Annotated in this window: 18 protein-coding genes; 10 read left to right on the forward strand and 8 right to left on the reverse strand. The window is 71.8% G+C overall.

Translation table 11 applies throughout. The annotated features are described in order from the left end of the window. Positions 1-17: 17 nt before the first annotated feature. Together ACIBN2_RS05480 and ACIBN2_RS05485 are read left to right on the forward strand one after the other, a co-directional pair. A complete protein-coding gene (locus tag ACIBN2_RS05480) occupies positions 18-725 on the forward strand; it encodes a response regulator transcription factor (protein ID WP_399132817.1) in 708 nt (235 codons plus the stop codon). Next, the gene (locus ACIBN2_RS05485; RefSeq protein ID WP_399132818.1) at positions 722-2,548 is read left to right on the forward strand and encodes a sensor histidine kinase; all 1,827 of its coding nucleotides are present in this window, start codon (positions 722-724) and stop codon (positions 2,546-2,548) included. Before ACIBN2_RS05480 ends, ACIBN2_RS05485 begins: the two co-directional genes overlap by 4 nt. A gap of 24 nt (positions 2,549-2,572) precedes the next feature. Here ACIBN2_RS05485 and ACIBN2_RS05490 read toward each other — a convergent pair whose 3' ends face one another. Together ACIBN2_RS05490 and ACIBN2_RS05495 are read right to left on the reverse strand one after the other, a co-directional pair. Further along, entirely contained in the window at positions 2,573-2,821 is a 249-nt protein-coding gene (locus ACIBN2_RS05490; RefSeq protein WP_399132819.1) for a WhiB family transcriptional regulator, read from the reverse strand. Positions 2,822-2,940: 119 nt separating this feature from the next. Then, on the reverse strand, positions 2,941-4,155 hold the full coding sequence (locus tag ACIBN2_RS05495; RefSeq protein ID WP_399132820.1) for a saccharopine dehydrogenase family protein: 1,215 nt from the start codon (positions 4,153-4,155) through the stop codon (positions 2,941-2,943). A 118-nt stretch (positions 4,156-4,273) separates the two neighbouring features. On the opposite strand from ACIBN2_RS05495, the gene ACIBN2_RS05500 reads away from it, so the two are divergent. Next, complete coding sequence (locus ACIBN2_RS05500) at positions 4,274-4,978, forward strand: TetR/AcrR family transcriptional regulator (protein ID WP_399132821.1); 705 nt, start codon at positions 4,274-4,276, stop codon at positions 4,976-4,978. Positions 4,979-5,014: 36 nt separating this feature from the next. Here the strand turns inward: ACIBN2_RS05500 and ACIBN2_RS05505 are convergent, their stop codons facing one another. Continuing rightward, positions 5,015-5,920: a LysR family transcriptional regulator ArgP gene (locus tag ACIBN2_RS05505; protein WP_399132822.1), complete on the reverse strand. Its 906-nt coding sequence runs from the start codon at positions 5,918-5,920 to the stop codon at positions 5,015-5,017. Positions 5,921-5,986: 66 nt separating this feature from the next. Here ACIBN2_RS05505 and ACIBN2_RS05510 point away from each other — a divergent pair, with 66 nt between their 5' ends. Together ACIBN2_RS05510 and ACIBN2_RS05515 are read left to right on the forward strand one after the other, a co-directional pair. Beyond that, the gene (locus ACIBN2_RS05510; RefSeq protein ID WP_399132823.1) at positions 5,987-6,604 is read left to right on the forward strand and encodes a LysE/ArgO family amino acid transporter; all 618 of its coding nucleotides are present in this window, start codon (positions 5,987-5,989) and stop codon (positions 6,602-6,604) included. Positions 6,605-6,699: 95 nt separating this feature from the next. Beyond that, positions 6,700-7,998 (forward strand): MFS transporter, encoded by a 1,299-nt coding sequence (locus ACIBN2_RS05515; RefSeq protein WP_399132824.1) that lies wholly within the window; start codon positions 6,700-6,702, stop codon positions 7,996-7,998. 5 nt (positions 7,999-8,003) lie between these two features. Here ACIBN2_RS05515 and ACIBN2_RS05520 read toward each other — a convergent pair whose 3' ends face one another. The 3 genes from ACIBN2_RS05520 to ACIBN2_RS05530 all read right to left on the reverse strand — a co-directional run bounded on the left by ACIBN2_RS05520 (position 8,004) and on the right by ACIBN2_RS05530 (position 10,501). After that, complete coding sequence (locus tag ACIBN2_RS05520) at positions 8,004-8,456, reverse strand: cyclic nucleotide-binding domain-containing protein (RefSeq protein ID WP_399132825.1); 453 nt, start codon at positions 8,454-8,456, stop codon at positions 8,004-8,006. 267 nt (positions 8,457-8,723) lie between these two features. Then, positions 8,724-10,211, reverse strand: coding sequence for an aminotransferase class I/II-fold pyridoxal phosphate-dependent enzyme (locus ACIBN2_RS05525; RefSeq protein WP_399132826.1), 1,488 nt, complete (start codon positions 10,209-10,211; stop codon positions 8,724-8,726). 68 nt (positions 10,212-10,279) lie between these two features. After that, entirely contained in the window at positions 10,280-10,501 is a 222-nt protein-coding gene (locus ACIBN2_RS05530) for a hypothetical protein (protein WP_399132827.1), read from the reverse strand. 258 nt (positions 10,502-10,759) lie between these two features. Here ACIBN2_RS05530 and ACIBN2_RS05535 point away from each other — a divergent pair, with 258 nt between their 5' ends. From ACIBN2_RS05535 to ACIBN2_RS05555, 5 genes are all read left to right on the forward strand, one after another. Then, a complete protein-coding gene (locus ACIBN2_RS05535; protein ID WP_399132828.1) occupies positions 10,760-11,203 on the forward strand; it encodes an ATP-binding protein in 444 nt (147 codons plus the stop codon). 185 nt (positions 11,204-11,388) lie between these two features. Continuing rightward, positions 11,389-12,243 carry a SigB/SigF/SigG family RNA polymerase sigma factor gene (locus tag ACIBN2_RS05540; RefSeq protein WP_399132829.1) on the forward strand — a complete coding sequence of 285 codons (855 nt, stop codon included), beginning with the start codon at positions 11,389-11,391 and terminating at the stop codon, positions 12,241-12,243. A 31-nt stretch (positions 12,244-12,274) separates the two neighbouring features. Further along, positions 12,275-12,541 (forward strand): DUF5133 domain-containing protein, encoded by a 267-nt coding sequence (locus tag ACIBN2_RS05545; RefSeq protein ID WP_399132830.1) that lies wholly within the window; start codon positions 12,275-12,277, stop codon positions 12,539-12,541. A 203-nt stretch (positions 12,542-12,744) separates the two neighbouring features. Then, entirely contained in the window at positions 12,745-13,581 is an 837-nt protein-coding gene (locus ACIBN2_RS05550; RefSeq protein WP_399132831.1) for a DUF1206 domain-containing protein, read from the forward strand. A gap of 46 nt (positions 13,582-13,627) precedes the next feature. Continuing rightward, the gene (locus ACIBN2_RS05555; RefSeq protein ID WP_399132832.1) at positions 13,628-14,059 is read left to right on the forward strand and encodes a hypothetical protein; all 432 of its coding nucleotides are present in this window, start codon (positions 13,628-13,630) and stop codon (positions 14,057-14,059) included. 6 nt (positions 14,060-14,065) lie between these two features. On the opposite strand, the gene ACIBN2_RS05560 is transcribed toward ACIBN2_RS05555, so the two are convergent. Both ACIBN2_RS05560 and ACIBN2_RS05565 read right to left on the reverse strand, forming a co-directional pair. Then, positions 14,066-16,309, reverse strand: a complete 2,244-nt coding sequence (locus ACIBN2_RS05560; protein WP_399132833.1) for an FUSC family protein — start codon at positions 16,307-16,309, stop codon at positions 14,066-14,068. A 78-nt stretch (positions 16,310-16,387) separates the two neighbouring features. Continuing rightward, positions 16,388-17,764 (reverse strand): NAD(P)/FAD-dependent oxidoreductase, encoded by a 1,377-nt coding sequence (locus ACIBN2_RS05565; RefSeq protein WP_399132834.1) that lies wholly within the window; start codon positions 17,762-17,764, stop codon positions 16,388-16,390. Positions 17,765-17,851: the final 87 nt, after the last annotated feature.

Raw genomic sequence — 17,851 nt, forward strand, 5'->3', positions numbered from 1 at the left:
CACTTAGGATCCGCCGCGTGTGCGCACATGTGCTGGTCGCCGAGGACGACGAGATGCAGGCCGAACTCATACGCCGCTCGCTGCTGGCGGAGGGACACACGGCCACGGTGGTCCACGACGGGGCGGCCGCGCTGGACGCGGCCCGCAGGCTGAGACCCGACCTCGTGGTCCTCGACCTGATGCTGCCCCTCGTCGACGGGTTCGGGGTCTGCCGGGTCCTGCGCGGCGCCGACCGGCCCGACGGCGACATCCCGGTGCTGATGCTGACCGCGCGCTCCGACGAGGAAGACGTCCTGCTCGGTCTGGAGCTGGGCGCCGACGACTACATGACCAAGCCGTACAGTCCGCGCGAGCTGATGGCCCGCATCCGCACGGTGCTGCGGCGCAGCGGCCGGGCCGTCGGCGTACGGGAGGACCCGGTCGTACGGGCGGCCGGGCTGGCCGTCGACCCGGAGCGGCACGAGGTGCGCTGCGACGGCGCCCCGGTGGAGTGCACGCCGGCCGAGTTCCAGATCCTGCTGGCCATGGCCGCTGAGCCCGAACGGGTCTTCTCCCGGCGGCAGTTGCTGCAGTGCACCCGCGGCTTCGACCGCGCCTCCACCGAGCGCGCCGTCGACGTGCACATCATGAACCTGCGCCGCAAGATCGAGGCCGACCCGCGGCGCCCGGCGCGGCTGCTGACGGTGTTCGGCGTCGGCTACAAGCTCAGCGGCGGCCGTCCGTGAAGCGCCGTATCCCCCTGCGCAAGCGGCTGTTGGTGCGGCTGCTGATCGCGACGGTCCTGATCGCGGTGTGCTCCGTGGCGGCGACGGCCTGGCTGGCGGTGGAGACCACCACCCGCGCCCTGCGCGAGGAACAGGGGCAGGACCTCGCCGACGACATGAAGATCCTCGCCGAACTCAGCGGCTATGCCGCCACCCATCCCCGGTGGAACGGCGTCCAGTCCCTCGTGCGCACGCTGGCCGCGCAGACCGGCCGGCGCATCGCGCTGACGACCACCGACCGCACACCGATCGCCGACTCCGCCCGCAAGGGCACCGCCCTCCCGCTCGGCGCGGCCGCGACCGTCGACCCCCTGCACAGCGACACCTACAGCGAGTCCGGCGCGCAGCTCACCGGCATCGACCCGCGCGCGGTCGGCCCGTACCGGCTCACCTCGGGCGAACGCGGCAGGCTGGAGGCGATCGCCGAGAAACAGCGGTCCTGCTACTCCCGGTTCAGCATCGACACGAGGATCGAGACCCTTCCGAGCGGCCGCCCCGTCATCCTCAACCCGGACGGCACCACCGCCGGCGACTACCTGGCCGAGGACTGCGGCTACGGGCTGCTCGGCACCCCCACCCGCACCGAGACCAAGGCCCTCGACGCGCTCACCACGGGTGCCCGCGGCTGCCTGGAGCGCCACGGCCTCGGCTCCGACGGACCGCTGTACCTCATGCTCAACCCCAACGGGACGGTCTCCTCCAGCCGGTACGTCATCGGCAAGTACGCCAAGATGGGCGACGCCTCGGCGATGAAGACCGCGCAGAGCTGCGCCGACGACGCCCTGCGCGCCCAACTCGACCCCTACGTCGCCCCCGTGGCCGAGCTCTACCTCGGAGACGACGAGACCGCCCCGCCCCGCTTCGACATGTCCCCGGCCAACAAGGCGAAGATCGTCGGCGCCGCGGGCCTCGTGCTCGCCGTGACCGTCGTGGTGACGGCGGTCGTCGCCACCCGGCTCGTACGGCCCCTGCGGGCGCTGACCGAGGCGGCCCAGCAACCGCCCGACATGCACGTACGGGTGCCGGTGACCACACGGGACGAGACCGGCATCCTGGCCGAGGCGTTCAACGACCTGACCGAGCGGCGCGAACGCCTGGAGTCCCAGCGTAAGGCCATGGTCAGCGACATCGCGCACGAGCTGCGCAGCCCGCTCACCAACATCCGCGGCTGGCTGGAGGTCACCCGGGACGGCGTCGTCGAACCGGATGCCGCGCTGCTCGCCTCGCTGCACGAGGAGGCGCTGGTGCTCCAGCGCGTCATAGACGATCTCCAGGACCTGGCGGCCGCCGACGCCGGCACCCTGCATCTGCGCCGTGAGCCGGTGCGCGCGGAGGACCTGCTGGACCAGGTCGCCGCCGCCCACCGCGTCGCCGCCGACACGGCCGGCGTCACCGTACGCACCGAGGACGACGGCAAACCGTGGCTGGACGCCGACCCGGTGCGCATGCGCCAGGCGCTCGGCAACCTGGTCTCCAACGCACTGCGGCACACACCCGCCGGCGGCACCGTCACCCTGGCGGCCCGCCGCGACGGCGACGAGGTCGTCTTCACGGTGGCCGACACCGGGAGCGGTATCGCGCCGGAGGATCTGCCGCACGTCTTCGAACGGTTCTGGCGGGCCGAGAAGTCCCGCAGCCGCCGCACCGGGGGCAGCGGGCTCGGCCTGCCGATCGTCCGTCATCTGATCGCCGCGCACGGCGGTACCGCCCTCGCGGCCTGCGAACCCGGCTCCGGTGCCGTGTTCACCCTGCGCATGCCGGGCGCCGCGGAACCGGAGGGCTGAGTCTTCGCTCCCGGGTCCGGGGCGTCAGTTGTGTGCCGACGCGCGTTGCCTCCGCCGCAGCGCGCGCCGTTCCATCTCACTCGTGCCGCCCCAGACGCCCATGCACTCCCCGGTGTCCAGCGCCCAGCGCAGACACTCCTCCCGCACCGGGCAGCGCCGGCACACCGTTTTCGCCTGCTCGGTCTGCAAAAGGGACGGGCCAGAGGTGCCGATCGGGAAGAAGAGGTCGGGGTCCTCACTGCGGCACGCGGCCCGGTCTCGCCATTCGTCCATCATTGTCACCTGCGATCGAAATCGTACGTGCCCTCGCGGATGGCTTACTCGATTGCGGGTCACCTGTCGATGCGTGAGTGAAACAACGGAGTTCTGAGAAGGTCACCGGGCCGGGCCCGTCAATGCTCGCGCATGCCCCACGGTGAGCCGTAGGCGGTCAGCAGATCGAGGAACGGACGGGCCGGGAACGCCTCCGGGCCGAGCACACCCGAGCCCGACCAGGCGCCGGTGGCCACGAGTTCCAGGGCCACGACCGGGTTGACGGCGGTCTGCCACACCACGGCCTGGCTGCCGTACTCCGCCATCGACCACTGGTTGTCGACCACGTGGTACAGGTACACCTCGCGCGGCGCACCGTCCTTGACGCCGCGCACCCAGGTGCCCGCACAGGTCTTGCCGTGCATCCGCTCGCCCAGCGTCGCAGGGTCGGGCAGGCACGCGGCCACGACGTCCCGCGGCGAGACCTGCACCGGACCCGCCGCGCTCGGCACGGTCACCGGGTCGGTGCGGTCCAGGCCCAGCAGATGCAACGTCTTGAGCGTCTCGATGAACTCGCGTCCCAGGCCGTACTTGAACGTCACCCGGTCCGCCTTCACCCAGCGCGGGATGAGCAGCACCTCCTCGTGCTCGACGTTCACGCACTCCACGGGGCCGATGCCCTCCGGGAAGTCGAACACCTCCGGCTCGCTGAACGGCTCAGTGGTGAACCAGCCGCGGCCGGCCTCGTGGACGACCGGCGGGTTCAGGCACTCCTCGATGGTGGTCCAGATGCTGAAGGACGGGGCGAAGTCGTAGCCGTCGACGGTGAGGTTCGCGCCGTCGCGGACGCCGATCTCCTCGACCTCGTCGAAGAGTTCGTCGGCGGCGTACCGGGCGAAGACGTCCGACAGGCCCGGCTCGACGCCCATGCCGACCAGCGCCAGCGCCCCCGCCTTCTCCCACTCCGCGGCCTGTGCGAACTGGTCGTCGCCGAGCTTGACGCCGCAGGACTCGTACGGCCGCTCGGGGTGCGGGTGGGACAGCGACATCGCCATGTCGAGATAGGTGGCGCCGGCGCTGCGGGCGGCGCGGAACAGCGGCATCACGAAGCGTGGGTCGGTGGCGTTCAGGAGCACGTCGCACGCGTGCCGGCGCAGCAGCCCCAGCACCGCCGCCTCGTCGCCCGCATCGACGCGCTCGGCGCTGAAACGGTTGTCGTCGAGCGCCGCGACGGCCGCCTCGGCGCGTGCCGGGTCGTAGTCGGCGACCACCATCGCCTCGAAGAACGGCCGCCTGGCGGCGATCCGGGTGATGGCGGTGCCGACACCGCCGGCACCCACGAGCAGTACACGCATGACAGATCTCCCTGATCTGAGGATCGGTGACGAGGGGCCCCGCCGCAGATACAACGCGGCGGCGTCACGTAAGGTCAATGGCGTTGGCATAAGGTCGGCGCAAGGCGGGAGGCGTGTCGTGCCGAAAGCGGTGGTGCCCGAGGAGAGGCGGCGCAGGCGCCGGCCCACGAAGAGCGGCACGGTGCTGTCGGAGGACCTGATCGTCGAGACCGCGCTGCGCATGCTGCGCGAGCACGGCAGCACGGGCCTGACCGCCCGCCGCCTCGGGCTCGCCCTGGACGCCGATCCGAGCACGCTCTACCGCTACTTCCGCGGCATGGACGACCTCACCCTCGCCATCGGCGACGCGCTCATCGGCCAGGCCCTCGACGGCTGGCGCCCGACGGGGGAGTGGCGGACGGACCTGCGCTCCGTCGGCCTGCGCATCCACGCCGCCTACGTCGCCCACCCGCAGGCGGCCGTGCTGACCACGAGCCGGGTCACCGGCCGGGCCAACGAGCTGGCCGCCGACGAGGCCGTCCTGGAGGTGCTGCGCTCGGCCGGCTTCCCGTTGCCGGACACGGTCCGCATCTACCACGCGTTCATCGACCAGACCCTGGCCTTCGCCGCCCTGGACGCCGCCTCGCTGGCCCTGCCGAGCGCGGCGCTGCACGCGGACGAGGACATGTGGCGCTCCACCTACGCCCGGCTGCCCCGCGCCACCCATCCCCGCATCGCCGAGGCGGCGCCCCTGCTGGCGGCCCGCATGATCCGAAGCGCCTATCCGACGGCCCTCGAGATGCTGCTGGACAGCGCTGCGACCCAACTGGAGTCGCAGCGCTGAAGGGCCGGCCCGCGCCGCGCCGGACTGCGCCTCAGATCACGTCAGCGTCTCCGCCGCGGCCCTGAGCACCGCCTTCGCCACCACGGCCAGCGCGGGCGAGTCGAGCTTCCACTGCTGCCAGTACAGGGGCACGTCCAGGGTCAGGTCCGGTGAGAGGAGGACGAGGCGGCCGGCGTTCAGCAGGCGCTCGGCCTGCACCTCGGGCACCAGGCCCCAGCCCAGACCCGCGGCGACGGACTCCGCGAAACCCTCAGAGGTCGGCACGAAGTGCCGTTCCCGGCTGGCACCGACCCGGTCGTGCCGCAGCCGGCGCACGAAGGCGTCCTGGAGGTCGTCGCTGCGGTCGAAACTCACGGTCGGCGCCGTGGCGAGGACCTCTCGCAGCGGTCCGTCGAGATGCTCGCGAGCGAAGTCGGGGTGGGCGACGGGGACGTAGCGCATCTTTCCCAGCGCCTGTACGGAGCAGCCCGTGACGGGCTCGGGCGACGAGGTGACCGCGGCCATCACGAGCCCCTCCCTCAGCAGGCTCGCGGTGCGGGTCTCGTCCTCGCGGCGCAGCTCGAAACAGAGCCGGGGATCCTGGCCGACCCGCGTGAGCGCCGGGAGGAACCAGGTGGCGAGGGAGTCGGCGTTCACCGCGACCGACACCCGGGTCGGCTCCCCGGCACCGCTCATGCCGAGTTCGGCGCGCGCGTCGCGCTCCAGCCGCGCCAGCTGGCGGGCGAACCGCACGACGACCTCGCCCGACTCGGTGGCCCGTACGGGCTTGGTGCGCTGGAGCAGCACCCGGCCGGTGCGCTGCTCCAGCGCCTTGACCCGTTGGCTCACCGCGGACGGCGTCACGTGCAGCGCCGCGGCCGCCGCGTCGAACGTGCCCTCGTCGACCACCGCGAGCAGCGTCCGCACCTGGTCGAGGGGAAGCTCCGTCAGTTCAGACTTCACGAAGGCTAAGGATACGTAAGAATCTTTAGCTGTACGTGAGAAGGCCGCTTGCTTAGCGTCAATGGCATGACAACCGCCTTGACCACCGCCGCCGCCGGCTTCGGCACCGGCCTCTCGCTGATCGTCGCCATCGGTGCCCAGAACGCCTTCGTCCTGCGCCAGGGCATCCGCCGCGACGCGGTCCTCGCGGTGGTCGGCATCTGCGCCCTGTCCGACGCCGTGCTCATCGCCCTCGGCGTCGGCGGGGTCGGCGCGGTGGTGGTCGCGTACCCGCAGGCGCTCACCGCGGTCGGCTGGATCGGCGGCGCCTTCCTGTTCTGTTACGGCATCTTCGCCGCCCGCCGGGTGCTGCGCCCGGGCGACGCAGCCCTGCGCCCGGAGGGCGAGGCGGCGGGCTCGCGCAGGCGGGCCGTGCTCACGTGCCTGGCGCTGACCTGGCTCAATCCGCACGTCTACCTCGACACCGTGTTCCTGCTCGGGTCGATCGCCGCCCACCGGGGTTCGCTGCGCTGGACGTTCGGCCTCGGCGCCGCCCTCGCCAGCCTGTGCTGGTTCGCGGCGCTCGGCTTCGGCGGGCGGGCGCTGGGCCGCTTCCTGGCCAAGCCGGCGGCCTGGCGGGTGCTGGACGGGCTGGTGGCCGTGACGATGATCACGCTCGGCGCGCTGCTCGCCGTCCGGGCCTGAGCTGCCGGAACCGGCCACGCACGTACCGGGCTCCCGGGCGGTGCTGCCATAGTGGACGCCGAACTCTGTAGATGTAGCAAGCAACCAGGACGGTCGTGGACACCAGCGAGAGCAGCACGGAACCACAGACACCAGAGCCCGTCGTGGCCGACCCGCCACGGAGCGGGTGGCGCCGCTGGGCCATGGACACCCGGCCTCTGCGCATCCCGGCCTACCGCCGGCTGTGGTCCTCGACGATCGTCACGGCCGTCGGCAGCCAGCTCACCGCGGTCGCCGTACCCAAGCAGATCTACGACATCACGGGCTCCTCGGCGTGGGTCGGTGCCGCGAGCCTCGCCGGGCTGGTGCCGCTGATCGTGTTCGCGCTGTGGGGCGGGGCGGTCGCCGACAGCATGGACCGGCGCAAGCTGCTGCTGATCACCAACACGGGCATCGCCGTCACCTCGCTGCTGTTCTGGGTCCAGGCGATCACCGGCCTGGAGTCGGTGGCCGCGCTGATGGTCCTGCTCGCGATGCAGCAGGCGTTCTGGGGTCTCAACGCGCCCGCCCGCACCGCCTCCATCGCCCGCCTCGTGCCCGAGGGGCAACTGCCCGCCGCGAACGCCCTCGGCTCGACGGTCATGCAGACAGGCCAGGTCGTCGGGCCGCTGCTCGCCGGCGTGCTGATACCGGTCATCGGTCTCCCGGAGCTGTACCTGATCGACGCGCTCGCGCTGTGCGTCACGGTGTGGGCCGTCTACAAGCTGCCCGCCCTGTCGCCGCTCGCGGGCGGCGCCAAGCGCCGCGCCGGCGTCCGCGAGATCGTGGAGGGCTTCCGCTACATCTCCATGCACAAGGTGCTGCTGCTGTCCTTCCTCGCCGACATCGTTGCCATGGTCTTCGGCATGCCGCGCGCCCTGTTCCCGCAGCTCGCCGCCGAGACCTATGGGGCCTACGGCGAAGGGTTCGCGCTCGGCCTGCTGTTCGCGGCGATCCCCATCGGCGCGGTCCTCGGCGGCCTGTTCTCCGGCACCTTCTCGCGGGCCCGCCGGCACGGCTGGATGGTGATCGGCGCGGTCGTCGCCTGGGGCGTCGCGATCACCGGCTTCGGCCTGAGCGGCAACCTGTGGATCGCGGCGGGGTTCCTGGCCCTGGCCGGCCTCGCCGACATGGTCTCGATGGTCTTCCGCGGCGCGATCCTGCTCTCCGCCGCCACGGATGAGATGCGCGGCCGTATGCAGGGCGTTTTCACCGTCGTCGTCGCAGGCGGCCCGCGTCTCGCGGACGTCCTGCACGGCACGGCCGGCTCCGCCTTCGGTCCGGGTGCGGCGGTGGCGGGCGGCGGCGTCCTGGTGGTCGCGGTGATGCTGGCCCTGGCGGTGGCGGTTCCGGCGTTGCGGCGATACCGGATCTGACGCTCCTACAGAACGCTCCGTCCCCGGCCGGCGTTCTCCATCAGCTTGCCGCGGGTCGTCTCCAGCCGGTGCGCGAGGATCTCCGCGACGCCGCGTACCAGGGACAGGCCGAGCTGGGTGTCCTCCTCGCACAGCCGCAGCACCGCCGCCGCGTCGAACTCGTAGGCGCGGACCGGGCTGAAGGCCTCCGCGCCGAAGTCCCACTCGTGCGGGGGGAACAGCCAGGACCAGCCGAGGAGATCGCCCGCGCCGAGGCTCGCCACGGTCACCCGCTGCAGCGCGTTGACCCGTTGATCGAGCGTGACCGCGCCGGAGCGGATGACCCAGAAGCGGTCGGCCCGGCCGCCCGCCTCGAAGATCCGGGTGTCCTCCGGGAAGGAGACCTCCCGCGCCAACGTCATCAGGCTCTGGCGCTGTGGAGGGGGCAGGGCGGTCAGCAGTTTCGTCGCTTTGGTCATGACGCGGGGCTCCTCGCCGAGGTTCGGATGCGCTGCTTTCCCTACGCCCATTTCAGCCGCTGCGGCCGCCCTGAGCACCTTGGCGTACGGCAGTTCCCGCAAAAAGTCCGCGGACATGAAAAAGCCCTGGCTGGACGGGGGAGACCAGCCAGGGCCGTAAGCGGTGGCGGCGGAGGACGGTACGGTCGACTCCGTCACCACGTATGCATGAACGCTAAACCATCGGCGGCCGTTTCGCGCAATCGGAAGCGGGTCAAGTGACCTGATTCACTTCGCGGCCTCCTTGCCGGACGCGGCCACCCTGATCGTGCCGAACTCGGGATCGCTTGCGTCGGGCAGGTTCATCCCCGCTTCCAGGCCGGTGCGCAGATACCGCAGCACGGGCTCGGTGAGCCGCTCGCCGGGCAGGACGGCCGGGATGCCGGGCGGGTACGGCGTGATCATCTCCGCCGCGATCCGGCCGGCGGCCTTCTCGGTCGGCACGGAGGCGGCGGGGCCGAAGAAGGCGTCCCTGGGCAGCTCGGCCTGCTCCATGCGCAGTTCGGCCGGCGACGGCACGTCGACCCGCGGACCCGATCCGAGCCCCGGTGCCGCGCGGGCCAGGTCCTTCAGCGCGGCGAGCAGTTCCCCGGTCGTCTCCCGGTCGTCGGCGTGCGTGATCTGCGCGCCGATGCGGCGGTGGTCGACCACATGGGCGTCCAGCGCCCGCTGGTCGCGCAGCCAGTCCGCGGCCCGGAACCCCGTGACGCCGAGCCCGTCGATGTCGATGACGCCGGGCAGCGGGTCGAAGTCGTCGGCCAGGTCCGGGCCGCAGAAGTCGGCCCGGTCGTTGACGTGCATCCCGTCGATCTCCTCGATCGCGGCCCGGACCTCGGCGGCGAGATCCAGCGCACGGCCCATGAGTTCCCGCCCGCGCAGGGCCATCTGGCGGCGCCAGCCGTCGAGTCCGGCGTAGATCAGCACCGAGGGACTGGTGGTGCCCAGCAGGTCCGCCCGCATCTTCAGCAGCTCCGGCGCGACGAGGCCGCCCTGGAGATGGAAGACGGATCCCTGCTCCAGCCCGCTGCCCATCTTGTGGATGCTGGTCACGCAGATGTCGGCGCCCGCGTCCATCGCCCACGACGGCAGGTCGGGGTGGAACGGCAGATGGGCACCCCACGCCTCGTCCACGATCAGCGGGACGGAGCGCCGGTGGCAGACGTCGGCGATCGCCCGCAGGTCGGCGCAGGCGCCGTACGGCGTCGGACTGGTGACCAGCGCGCCCCTGGCGTCGGGATGAGCGGCGAAGGCGGACTCGTAGGCGTCGGCGGACGGCGGATGCGCGAGATGGCGCTGCGGGTCCCAGCGCGGCTCCACCCAGACGGGCTCGATGCCGGACAGGACCAGGCCGGAGACGACCGACTTGTGCGCGTCCCTGCCGATCAGCAGCTTCTCGTGCGGTCCGGCGACGGAGAGCATGGCCGCCTTGACGGACAGGGAGCTGCCGCACGTGGTGAAGAACGTGTGGTCGGCGTGCACGGCATCCGCCAGCAGCCGCTCGGCACGGTCCAGGACCTCTCCCCGGGTGAGCCGGTCGTCCAGTCCGCCCGACGCCAGTACGTCACCGAGGAAGACGGCGTCACCCAGCACCTCGCGCACGGCGGGATCGGCGCCGCGTGCCTGCTTGTGGCCCGGCGGCGTGAACCCCAGCCGCCCGCGGCGGTGGTACTCGACGAGGGCTTCCAGCACGGGTGCTTCATTGTGGTCGACAGCCATGCGCCCCCGGGTTCCCGTCGGCGCGGGACGTCAACCGGCCGTATCCGGTGATCGGCGGTGCCCGGCCGTCAGCCCTGTGCGGCGCGCTCTCCCGGGTGCAGGATCTCGTCCAGCACCCTCAGGACCACTTCGTAGGCGAGTGTCCGTACGCCGGCCTCGCGTGCCGCCTCCGGATCGGTCGCGCGCAGGCCCTCACCCCGCTCCCGCCATGTCTCCTCCTCCTGCTGTGCGCAGGCCCGTGCGCGCTGGATGCGCCTCAGCAACTCGTCTGAGTCCACGACATCGGTCATACGTTCCGCGTACCCGCCTTGCGCCGTGAGATGGCCGGAGTGTCCGGATCCGGGCAGGAGGTTTGGGTGAGCCGGGGCAGGTGAGCCGTAACACAGAGACCTGCGGCCCTCACGCGGCGGACGGCGGAATCGCTGCGAAACGGGCGGGGGTGACCGTGTCGGCGAGGCTTGGCCCGGACACGGCGGCCGCGGGTGTGACCGATTCGGCTTCCCTCCCCCACGCGGAGGCCGGAGCTTCACCGAGCAGGGAGCCAGGCGATGTGCGAGGAGCTCAGGACCCCAACCGTCCACGAGCGACCGGGGGCGCAGCGGACCGCCCCGTCACGGTCGTGCAACCCCGCCGACGCGCGGCTGGCCGTCGAGCGAGCGGTCACCGAACGCTGCCGTACCACGCACACTCCCTGCGATCCGGTGGCTCTCGGGGACGCTCTGCTCGTGGTCTCGGAGCTGATGACCAACGCGATCCTGCACGGCGGCGGCGTCACGGATTTCCGCGTCGACGTCGTCGACGCGAACGTGAGCGTCTCGGTGTGCGACCGCAGTGACCGGCTGCCCGTGGCGAGGAACGCCACGGACCTTCGACGACGCCAGCGCGTCGGCGGTCACGGCTGGCCCATCGTGTGCCGGCTGGCCCGCGATGTCCACGTGGCCGAGCTGCCCGCGGGCGGCAAGTGCATCACCGCTGTGGTCCCTTTCAGCTGAAATCCCTTTTTCTCCTCGTGGGTCGCTCGTGTTTGACCCGGCAGGGTCCGGGCATACGGAGGTTCGTGCTTCGGACCGGAGGCGCCCCAGCGGGAGCGGTATGACTCCCCGGGCCCTCTTCGTCGGTCCGGGCGTCGGCCACCCCGCGGTATGTCCCTGAAACCCTCGTTCAGGAGCGATCCCGCATGCTCATCGACACGTCGGCAAGCACGACCGGCACGCAGCAAACCCGTACGGCCGCCCCCTCGGGGCGGCGGCACGACGACGCCCCCGACACGGCCCGTCTCTTCGCCCGCCTCGCCGTCCTGGAGGACGGCCCGGAGCGCGAGGCGGTGCGCGACGAACTCGTCACGGCCTGGCTGCCCATGGCCCACCGGATCGCCGGCCGGTTCCGCGACCGCGGAGAGTCCGTCGAGGACCTCCGCCAGGTCGCGGCGCTGGGCCTGGTGAAGGCGATCGACCGGTTCGACCCCGAGCGTGGCGCCTTCGAGAGCTACGCCGTCCCCACCATCACCGGCGAGGTCAAGCGCCACTTCCGGGACCGGATGTGGGCGCTCAGGGTGCCCCGCCGGGTGCAGGAACTGCGCAACAAGGTCCGCGTGGCCCGCCGTGACCTCATCCAGACACCGGGCACCCCCGAACCCACCGCCGCCGACATCGCCGCTCACACCGGACTCACCGAGGACGAGGTGAACACCGGCCTGGAGGCCCTCGAGAGCTTCAGCACCCTGTCCCTGGACGCCGAACTCTCGGGCGACGAGGACGGCTACAGCCTCGCGGACACCCTCGGCTCGTCCGACTCCTCGTTCGACGTCGTGATCGACCGCGAGTCCGCCAAGGAGGGCCTGCGCCACCTGCCCGAGCGCGAGCGCGCCATTCTCTACATGCGCTACTTCGAGGACATGACCCAGAGCCGGATCGCCGACGAACTCGGCATCTCCCAGATGCATGTCTCCCGTCTCATCAGCCGCAGCTGCGCCCGGGTGCGCGCGGAGGCGATGGGGCAGCGGAACACCCGCCGCCGGAACACCAAGGCGTGAGCCCCCACGAGCCGACGAGGAGTGACAGAGGATGCTGATACCTCATCCCGCCGTGCTGCACAGACTCGTCGAGGAGTACGAGGCGGTGGTGGCCGAGGACGCCGGGACGGGCGGGGGCTGTGCGAGCACGCGGGCGCAGGACCTGGCCTACACGCTGTGCGTGTCGACCGGCACGCGCGATGTGAGACACGCCCTGCAGGCGGCGCGCCGGATGCTCGCCGCGACCTCCCTGGCCGGGCCGGAGGCGACAGGCGCACCCGCCGTCCGTCCGGCCGCGACCGAGATCGGAGTTCCATGACGTCCCGCTGACGACCCCGTCCGGCCTGTGCGTGGGAACCGGCGGCCGGTGGCTCGCGGCGCACGACAGCGTGGTCGTGCCCGAAGCGCTGGACCGTCCACACGGAGTCGGCCGCCGGATGCGGGGCACAAGGTTGCGCAGGCAACGACAGCGCGTCGTACGGCTCGGTGGAGACCGGGCCGTACGACCTTGGGGAGGATCTGATGAACGCGAATGTCATGGCGCGGTCGGGCCGGATGGGGGCCGAGAGAGCGGCGCGCGGTCAGGTGACCGAGGGCGCCGCCCGGGCGGGCCTCGCCGCACGCGGCGCGATCTACATGCTGGTCGGCGTACTCGCCCTGCAGGTCGCCTTCGGCGACACCAGCCGCCAGGCCGACCGAGGCGGCGCCCTCGAGACACTCGCGGGCAAGCCTTTCGGTGTCGTCCTGCTGTGGGCGCTCGGCGTGGGACTCGTCGGCATGGCATTGTGGCGCCTGTCGGAGGCCGTCTTCGGCTCGGCCGGACGGGACGGCCGTAAGGCGCGCAAGCGGCTGCAGGCGGCGGCCCGGTGCGTCTTCTACGCCGGTGTCGCCTACTCCGTGCTGAGCTTCGCGGTCGGCCCCCACAGCGGCGGCGGATCGAGCGACAAGCAGTCCCGCGACGTCACGGCGAAGGCCATGGGCCTGCCCGCCGGGCAGTGGCTCGTCGGCGCGGTCGCCGCCGGCGTCGTCGTGGCGGGCGTGTGGATCGCCGTCCAGGCCGTACGGCGCAAGTTCCACGACGAACTCAAGCTGGGCAAGATGTCGCCGTGGTCGCGGCGTCTGGTGGACATCACCGGCGTCGGCGGCGGCGTGGCGCGCGGCCTGGTGTTCATCGCGGCGGGTGCCTTCGCCGTGCGCGCCGCGGTCGACTACCAGCCCGACCGCGCCAAAGGCATGGACGACACCCTGCGCTCCTTCGCCCACACCCCGCTCGGCCCGTGGCTGCTGGTCTGCGTCGCGGCCGGTCTCGTCCTGTTCGGGATCTTCTCGATCGCCCTGGCCCGGTGGCGCCGCGTCTGATCTGAGCAAGACGGGTGATCTGAGCAAGACGGGGAACACGGTCCGGATGAGCGAATCCGAGTTTCCACCGGAGCACCGGCCCGTCGACCTCTACCTCGGTCTTCTGCGCGCCCGGATGGACACGGAGGACTACAGGCAACTGCTCGACGTGGTCGAACCGGTCCTGCGAGCGCTGGAAGAACACCGTCTGCCCGCCGTCGACTTCGCACTGGACGGGGAGAACGAGGAGGGCCTGTCCCAGGAGGTCCGCGACGAGGCCGCGCTGGTCATCGCGGCCGCCGTCACCGGCCGCCTCGACAACGAGGTCGTCGAGATCGACCTCGAGGGGAGTGGTCCGGTCAGGGTGATCACCGACGCCGACACCGCCTCCGACCCGGAGCGTCTGGGCGAGATCGCCGACTACATCCGGGAACGACATCGCCAGGACGAGGAACTGCGGGGCATCGCCGAGGCGAGCGGTCTGCCCACCGATTTCTGAGGGCGCTCACCGCTTCGGCTGCGCCACCGGCACCTTCAGCGGCCGGGCGAGGCCCACCACTGCCTCGTCCAGGCGCTGCAGATGTCTGAGCACCCGGTCGGTGATGCGGCCGTAGCGTGAGCTGCCGGGCCGGTCGGTCTCCAGGAGCGCGGCGATGCTCGCACCCGTCTGGACCTCGGCGGCGGCCCGCTCGTCCGTGACGCGCGCCGCGATGGTCTCGATGTTGCGCAGGAGGCGTTGTCCGGCCCGCCGCAGCCGCGGGTCGGCGGCGATCGAGGGATGCGTGGGCAGGAGCTCGGCCATCGCGGCCAGCGAGCGCGCGTGGTACGCGCAGGTCTCCAGGAGCGCGACGACGTAGCGCGCGGTGTTGCGCCGCGTCCGCATCGGGGTGACGGGGTGGGTCAGCGGCTGGGTGGCCGCCCGCAGATCGGCCAGCGCCTGGTCCAGGTCACGCGCCTTGTCGAGCAGGTCGGCCGGCTCGCCGCCGCTGAGCTGGTCGACGGCTGCATCGGTGACGTCGGAGAGCCGGTCCAGCACGGTGACGAGGAGTTCGTTCGTGCGGCTGTCCGTCTGCACCGGCAGCACGAACGCCGCCGCGATGATCCCGCAGGCCGCGCCGAGCGCCGTCTCCTCCACGCGCAGCACCAGCACCGACAGGCTGTAGGTGTGCAGCAGCGTGTAGAGCACGCCCAGAGCGGCGGTGACGAAGAACGACATCAGCGTGTACGACAGCGGGGCCGTGTAGAACATCGCGAACACGCACAGCAGGACCAGTGCGAACGCCGTCCACGTGTGGTGCCCGACCAGGCCCGCGAGCAGCAGACCGGCCACCACACCGAGCACTGTGCCCAGCAGCCGCCGGTAGCCCTTGACCAGGATCTCGCCGGTCGAGGCGGTGTTGATGAAGACGATCCAGCAGGTCAGCACCGCCCAGTACCAGCGCTGGCTGGAGAGGAACTCGCCGCCGATGATGGCCAGCGACGATCCCACCGCGACCTGCACGGCGGCGCGGGTGGTGGGCCGCTCCAGCCCCGACTGCGGCTTCTCGGCGGCCTCCTCGCCCGCGTCGATCGCCGCGTCCTCGGCGTCCAGCTCCTCGCGCGAGCGGGCCGTCGACGGGCTGTCGTCCGCGTCGTCCGGCGCCGCACCGAGCGCGATCCGCAGCCCCAGCACCGCGCGGGCCGCCTCACCGATGCCGCGGAAGACGTCCTGGACGGCGGGAGTGGCCTTCGGCAGGTTCTCCTCGTCCCGGTAACCGAGCAACCGGTTGCGCACCTGGGCCAGGCCGGTCCCGGTATCCGCCGAGACGGGCCGCAGCACCAGCAGGCGCAGCGCCTCCAGATCGCGGCGCAGGGTGGCGGTCGCCTCGTCCGGTACGGGCAGCTGGCCGCCCGGCGGGACGAGCGCGCCCGGCAGATGCAGGGTGAGCGTATTCGCGCGCTCTGCGCTACGGGCGTTCAGCAGGAGCAGGCCCAGGCGCTGGGCGGCGATCTCGGCGTCCGCGATGCGGCGCTGCACCAGCCGTGCCGTGGCCCCGTCGGCGGTTCCCTCGTCCAGCCGGCCCTGGATCATCATGGCCGTCTCGTGCAGGCGCGCGGTCCCGTCCCGTACGTCCTCAAGCGCCTTGTCCATCTCGTCCGGCCCGGCGTCGAGCAGATCGAGCTGTGCCGTCACCAGCTGCGCCAGCCGCGCGCGGAAGGCCTCGCGCAGCCGCTCCAGGATGCCCGCAGGCGTCTCGTACACGATCGCGAAACGCACCACGGCACTGGAGGCGAAGGCGGCGGCGACGACTCCGCACAGTGTCGGCAGCTCCGACACGTCGGCGCCGACGAACAGGGCCATGAAGTAGATCTGGAAGCCGATCAACCCGAGTGCGGTGCCCCGGTCGCCGAAGCGGCGGACGTAGACGGCGCAGAAGATGAGGACGACGAAGAACAGGTCGCCGCCCACCACCCGGGAGTGCAGCACCGCGGCCAGCGACACGGAGGCCAGCGCCACCAGAAGGCCCAGTGCCAGCGTGATGGCCTGCTGGGCGCGCTGCTTCTCGCGGATGGCGAAGGTGGAGACCATGGCCGCGATGGCACCCGCCACCAGCAGCCGTACGTCCGCGTCGAACAGGGAGAGCACCAGCAGCGTGAGGGCGATGGAGCTGACCGTTCTCAGGCCCGCGGCCAGCCGCAGCAACCCGGGATCGGACGCCGCGACGAGATCGCTCAGCCGAGCCCGGACCGACCCACCCGCTGCCCTCACGCTGCCGTACTCACTCCCGCTTCACGTCATGATCAGGCTCTCAGGATCGCATGACGCCTCCGGAGCGTGCGCACCGGCTCAGACTTCCTTGCGTTCCGTCCCCTCGACATGGGCCCGCACCTGTTCCGGCGTCATGTAGGCGTCGGTGAACTCGAAGTCTTTCAGCCGGGCGGGTTTGCGGGCCTGGAAGCCGGTGCGCACGAAGTCGTCGCCGGCGATCGCGTTGAGCGTCCAGTTCGTCGCGACGCGGACCTTGGCGACGTTGGTGCGCAGCGCCCACCAGTGGTAGCCGCGGGCGGCGAACTGGGCGGGGAGTCCGTGCAGTTCGATGCCGAGCGGCTTGGATACGGCGTCCGTGCCGCCGAGGTCGACCACGAGACCGAGGTCCTTGTGCTCGTACGGCGTCACCGGCTTGTTCCGCAGCGTCGCCACGACGTTGTCGGCGACGTGCCTGCCCTGTCGCATCGCGTGCTGGGCCGTGGGCGGGCAGACGGCGCCCTCGCCGCCCTTGGCCTCGTCCGGCACGGCCGCGGCGTCGCCGAGGGCGAAGACGCCGTCGTGGCCCGGCAGGCACATCTCGGCGTTCACCGCGAGCCGGCCCCGCACGGTCTCCGCGCCGAGCGTGCCGATGAGCGGGCTGGCGACGACACCGGCGGTCCAGATCAGGGTGCGGGTGGGCACCACGCGGCCGTCGGTGAAGGTGACCTCCTCCGGGCCCGCCTTCGCGATGGAGACGCCGAGGGAGACCTCGATGCCGCGCCGGCGCAGGATCTCCTGCGCGCTGCGGCCGAGCTTGTCGCCCAGCTCCGGCATCAGCTTCGGGGCGATGTCGATGAGGTGCCACTTGATCAGACCCGGGTCGATGCGCGGGTAGCGCTTGACCGCGCCGTGTGTCAGCCGCTGCAGGCACGCGGCCGTCTCGGTGCCGGCGTACCCGCCGCCGACCACCACGAACTGCAGGCGCGAGGCGCGCTCCGCCGGGTCGTCGCTGGCGTCGGCCAGATCGAGCTGGGAGATGACGTGGTCGCGGATGTAGGCGGCCTCGGCAAGGGTCTTCATCCCGTACGCGTGCTCGGTCAGCCCGGGGATGTCGAAGGTGCGGGTGATGCTGCCGGGGGCGAGCACGATGTAGTCGTAGCGCTCGTTGACGATCCGGTCGGTGATCGTGCGGATCACGCAGACCTTGGACTTCAGGTCGACGCCGATCGCCCCGCCCGGAATGATCCGGGTGCGGTACTTCTTGCTGCGTCGCAAGGAGACGGCGACCGACTGGGGGGTCAGCACGCCGGAGGCGACCTGTGGCAGCAGCGGCAGGTAGAGCTGGTAGGAGAACGGCGTCACCAAGGTGACGTCCGCCTCGTCGGGCGCGAGTTTCCGCTCCAGCCGGCGTACGCATTCCACGCCGGCGAAGCCCGCGCCTACCACCAGGATCCTGGGTCGTGTCACGGTGTCCATCCCTCTCTGCGGCTCCAGGCGGTGTGCATCCAACGCCTCTCGCATGCCCTGGATCGCTGTGTGCACCACACCGATCCCACCGTGCCT

The sequence above is a fragment of the Streptomyces sp. NPDC050534 genome, from assembly GCF_044457745.1.
Lineage (GTDB): Bacteria > Actinomycetota > Actinomycetes > Streptomycetales > Streptomycetaceae > Streptomyces.